Below are 2,928 nucleotides of genomic sequence, written 5' to 3' on the forward strand. Positions count from 1 at the left end.
TATGTAGCTACTGCAAATTCAGCAGCTATGTCATTTCGGGGTCCATCTGACTTCCCCTTCAGGAGCACCGAGTGGCGCTTCGAGTAGGGGTTGGTCAACCTTGGGTCCGGGGCGCTCTCCCTGGCGGCCGACTTTCCCCGTCGCGGTCGTGAGACCGCTCTGAGGTCAGTCATGCTCTCGTCGAAGTGCCGGACCAGATCGCGGAGCGTGAAGCTCCGGGTCCGGGGCGACGACGAGGCCTTGCGCGATCGTGAACCAATCGGCGGCGATGACGAGCCAGGGAGAGCGGAACGTCCGTCCCCCTTAGTCGTCTCATGATCCGCCGGCTGACCGGTCACCGCCTTGGCGATGCTCCGGGCGCCGTTGACGTCCGCATGCGATTTTTTGCCGCAATGGCGGCAGTGGAACTTCTCTCCCGATCTCTGCCGGGCATCAACATAGCCGCAGCACGAGCAGGTCTTCGAGGTGTAGGCCGGCTCCACTTCGTGGATCTCGATGCCGTAGCGCGCATTCAGATCCGCAAGCTTCTTCGCCACCGCGCCACGGCCGCAGTTCGTCAGCAGCCGGTTCATCCGGCGCGAGAGACCGGAGCCGCGGAAGTCGAGCTTCTCGACGGCCAGCACGCGCGGCCGATGAAGTGCGACGGCATGGTTCAGTGCCCGGTTCACCTCGGTCTCGATCATTGCCCGGAGGCGCGTCACCAGCGTGATCCAGAGTGCGCTGTCACGAGGCTTCTTACCCGCGCGTTGCATCCGTGCCGCCTCGGCGTCAGCGCGATCGGCCAGAGGCCCAATCTTGTCGCGGAAGTTTCGCCCCAGAAGATCGCCGTAGTTCGTGGCGAAGAGATTGCGGACGCCGAAGTCGAGCGACAGAACGTCAGTCAGCGGATGATAAGCCTCCCGCGTCTCGGCGAAGATTTCTGTCATGTCCCGGGTCAGCGCCGCCTTGAGGCGGCCATCGTCACCGACAAAGATGTTGACTGTCTTGCCCAGCACGCCGGGCCTGAAGAGACCCGTGCCGCGTCCGTCGTCGCGATCCCGTCCCCAGCCGCGGATCGGCAGGAGCACGGGTGCCTTTGTGCCCGTGGGACGGACATGTAGCCACCATGCGAAGAGGCCGCCATGGTCGGCCGGCTCGATCCAGATCTTCGCATGTTGCGGACCGATGCCCATCCGCTCGTCGAAGCGCATGGCCAGGCGCTGGAAGCGGGGCCAGCGATGGCGCGATGCGATGCCGAGGAAGATCGTCTGGGCCAGCCGTCGGGCGCGGCCAGAGACGGGCATCTGCGCCTTGCCCACCTTGCGCATGACCGCGGTGCCGTCAGGCACCATCCAGGCCTTCTGGAGATTGATGACGTAGAGCTCGTGCCGCAGATCGTTGAGATCAGTCTCTATGGCGGCGCGCCGGTCTTCCGGCAGGGAATTGAACCGCCGCTTCGCGGCACCGCCCCATCGGGACGGCGTGAACTGTCGGGTGATCGCGTCGCGGACGTCATTTTGCCGGTTGGAGAGCCAGGAGCCGACGCTCCCGGCCATCTGCGCTCGGATTATCTGCTGCTCCTGTGCGCCGATGCGCTCCTTGGAGACCATGATCCCTGGCTCATTCTTTTCCGCCGGCGCCAGAATGCGTGTCCGCAGCGCGCGGCCGCCCATGATGGCGCGCCAAGCGACATTGGCCTCGGTGCGGAGACCGCGCCGCCAGAGCGGCCAGAGATCGAAGACTGCTTGCGCCTTACCGGCATTGGCCGGCACATCGAAAACATCGGCCCGTAGCTTGCGATCCCGCTTGCCCTTATCCGATGCCTCAGGGATGCCGCCCGGAACTGGAGCGCGCACCGAGCCATGATCGCGCTCGCGGCGCGATGGGGTGAAGCTGGAATAGGCGCATCCGATGCACATGCAAGAGATATTGGCCAAGTGCTCAAATCCCGAAGTATTCTCAGGAACTTGCGACCAAATTCCTGTAGAAGAGTCGCCCTGGAGAACTCAGCGCGGCCCCGAGCCGCGCGAGCACGTCGCTCTCACGGAGCGATCTGCGGAACGCCAGATCTTCGAGATATCGGTCGAGGTGCTTCTGGCTGATCCAGTGACGGACTCCAAGCACCATGCGCCGCAGATCCGCATGGCGACTCTCCGCGGTGTTGACGTGGACCGAGGTCCCGTCGGGATCGGTGCGAGCGAACTCCTTGCCCGAATGCTTCACCGACCGCCTGTCAGCTCCGAGCATGCTATAGGCGGGAAGCGTATCTGTCATGAAGGTGCCCGCCGCCTGGACCATAGCACTGGCCGCGGGACCGATGTCGTCTTTGCCATGGCTGGCTATGACCCGGAACCGCGCCTCCCCGCCGCGCACGACGGCAGTCAGAACAAGGCGCCGTGGGCCGCGTCCTGACTTCACCCCCGTCGGGCCGCCCCCGGCCTTCTGGCGTGGCTTCGCGCCGGCATAGACCTCATCGAACTCGACCACCTCGCCGGAGATCGGGGCGCGCACAACCCACGCCATCATTTCCCGCACCCGATGAGCCAGGAACCATGCGCTGCTGGATACCCAGCATGTCGGCCAGACGAAGCGAGGAGATACCCTTCGAGGATGACATGATGAGCCAGAGCGCCCGCAGCCAGGTGGCGACCGGCAGACGAGAGCGCTCCATCGGCGTGCCGGTTCGGATCGAGAACTGTCGTGCGCAGGCGCGACAGCGGTAGCGGCCTGGCCGGCCGCCGAGGCGCGAAACATCTTTCAATGCGCACCGGTGAAAGGTGATCTCGCCACGCCAGCGGAGTTTTTCGGCGAATGCAATCGCGTCGGCCTCCGTGGACGTCAGGCGAGCCACCTCCGCGAAGGTGAATCGAGACTTGGATTTCGCCATACGCCGAAAATTGGCCCGTTCGCCCGAAACGGAAGAAGATTTGCAGTAGCTACATTATCCCG

Annotated in this window: 3 protein-coding genes; 1 reads left to right on the plus strand and 2 read right to left on the minus strand. The window is 64.5% G+C overall.

The window, feature by feature from the left end; genetic code table 11:
- Together ACFDS3_RS20240 and ACFDS3_RS20245 are read right to left on the minus strand one after the other, a co-directional pair.
- A partial coding sequence (locus ACFDS3_RS20240; protein WP_375264129.1) for a transposase occupies window positions 1-1,751 on the minus strand: 1,751 nt, incomplete at its 3' end.
- A 187-nt stretch (window positions 1,752-1,938) separates the two neighbouring features.
- Window positions 1,939-2,526 (minus strand): IS1595 family transposase, encoded by a 588-nt coding sequence (locus ACFDS3_RS20245; RefSeq protein ID WP_375264130.1) that lies wholly within the window; start codon window positions 2,524-2,526, stop codon window positions 1,939-1,941.
- A gap of 26 nt (window positions 2,527-2,552) precedes the next feature.
- Here ACFDS3_RS20245 and ACFDS3_RS20250 point away from each other — a divergent pair, with 26 nt between their 5' ends.
- Window positions 2,553-2,702 carry a hypothetical protein gene (locus ACFDS3_RS20250; protein WP_375264131.1) on the plus strand — a complete coding sequence of 50 codons (150 nt, stop codon included), beginning with the start codon at window positions 2,553-2,555 and terminating at the stop codon, window positions 2,700-2,702.
- Window positions 2,703-2,928 lie beyond the last annotated feature (226 nt).

Origin of the sequence: Palleronia sp. (genome assembly GCF_042089775.1) — a bacterium.
In the GTDB taxonomy this organism is placed as follows: domain Bacteria; phylum Pseudomonadota; class Alphaproteobacteria; order Rhodobacterales; family Rhodobacteraceae; genus Palleronia.

Bases quoted from the DNA above. Each gene is read 5' to 3' on its own strand.
- ACFDS3_RS20250 (WP_375264131.1), top strand. From the start codon at position 2,553: ATGTCGGCCAGACGAAGCGAGGAGATACCCTTCGAGGATGACATGATG.